The sequence below is a fragment of the Peribacillus sp. P4_C12 genome (genome assembly GCF_056402095.1).
Window position 1 is genome coordinate 1 of record NZ_JBFUIB010000802.1, and the last position, 1,343, is coordinate 1,343.

General features: G+C 40.1%; 1 protein-coding gene and 1 pseudogene. Both read right to left on the reverse strand.

Annotated elements, in window-relative coordinates; all coding sequences use genetic code 11:
• Positions 1–178, reverse strand: a pseudogene (locus AC1DUW_RS29125) (3-phosphoshikimate 1-carboxyvinyltransferase); the annotation flags it as partial.
• A gap of 26 nt (positions 179–204) precedes the next feature.
• Positions 205–1,308, reverse strand: a complete 1,104-nt coding sequence (locus tag AC1DUW_RS29130) for a prephenate dehydrogenase (protein WP_477644226.1) — start codon at positions 1,306–1,308, stop codon at positions 205–207.
• Between the last annotated feature and the right edge of the window lie 35 nt (positions 1,309–1,343).

Genomic DNA, 1,343 nt, shown 5'->3' on the forward strand with positions numbered 1-1,343 from the left:
GTTTAAAACAGGAAATAGTACTTAAACAATCTGCTCCAGGCAGAAAATTAGTAACTGTCGTTTCACCCTCGGCAAGGGCTCCGAACATAATCGAACGATGGGAGATAGACTTATCTCCTGGTACAGCAATTGCACCACGTAATGATTGAATGTTCGTTTTTAAACTTTTTGTATTCATACAATCATCCTTCGACTATTATTTTATTATGCCAGAATTGTTTCATATTCTGTATGTCTTGAAATACATTCCGATGCTTTAATACGGTCTACATCCGTTTGGAAGCTGATAACTAGAACACCGTATATTTCTTCCCTAGTTTCAATAATTCTTATGTTTGTTAAACTGATTCCTTCTTGAGCTAAATATCCGGTAATTTCAGAAATTACACCAGCATAATCCGGTACATCGATATATAAATCATAAAAAGCAGGGATTGCGCCTTTCGCATGGGTTGGCAAATCATCTCTAAAAGTCTTTGCATCCTTAAAGAAACGCAGAATCTCTTCACTATCTTCATTTTCTACAAGCTCTTTGACATTCTCCATTTCCTTCAGCCAATCATTCATTAATACCAGTAACACATCACGATTATGTAACAAAATGTCACGCCACATTTCCGGACTGCTTGAGGCAATTCTCGTAATGTCTCGGAATCCCCCAGCTGCAAGTCTAGAGATCAGCTCATTTTCCTTACTATATGTCTCTGCCTGTTTAACCAACCCGGAAGCGACGATATGTGGAAAATGGCTGATTACTCCTGTCAGTCTATCGTGGGTACTAGGTGTTACTACCAAAAAGTTCGCTCTTGTGCCAATTAACCATTCTTTTAACTGCTCTATTTTACCTTCTTCTACAGTTTCATCTGGAGTAAGTAAATAAAACGCATTCTCAAATAAATGTAGTTTGGCAGCCCCTGCACCGCTTTTATGAGACCCAGCCATAGGGTGACCACCGATGAAGGCCACACCTTTATCTATCAATGGTCTTGCCGCTTTTACGACTTTATCCTTTGTACTTCCCGCATCAGAAATGAGGACATCTCTTTTCAAATCCAAATCAGCTAATTTCGCTAAAATCTGGACGGTTTCATTTACGGGAACTGCCAGCAGAATTAAGTCAGCGTCACACGCTCCCGCTTCAAGAGAAGATACTGAATCATCAATGATTCCCAGCAGCCTTGATAGTTGAATATTCTTTTCGCTTAGATCAATTCCAACAATCACAACTTCAGGATGTGCATGGCGTACAGCCATTGCCAAAGATCCACCAATTAGGCCTAGACCTATTACAAAAACCTTTCCCTTCACACTTTTCCCCCCCGCTTCTTTTTGCTCCTCTATGC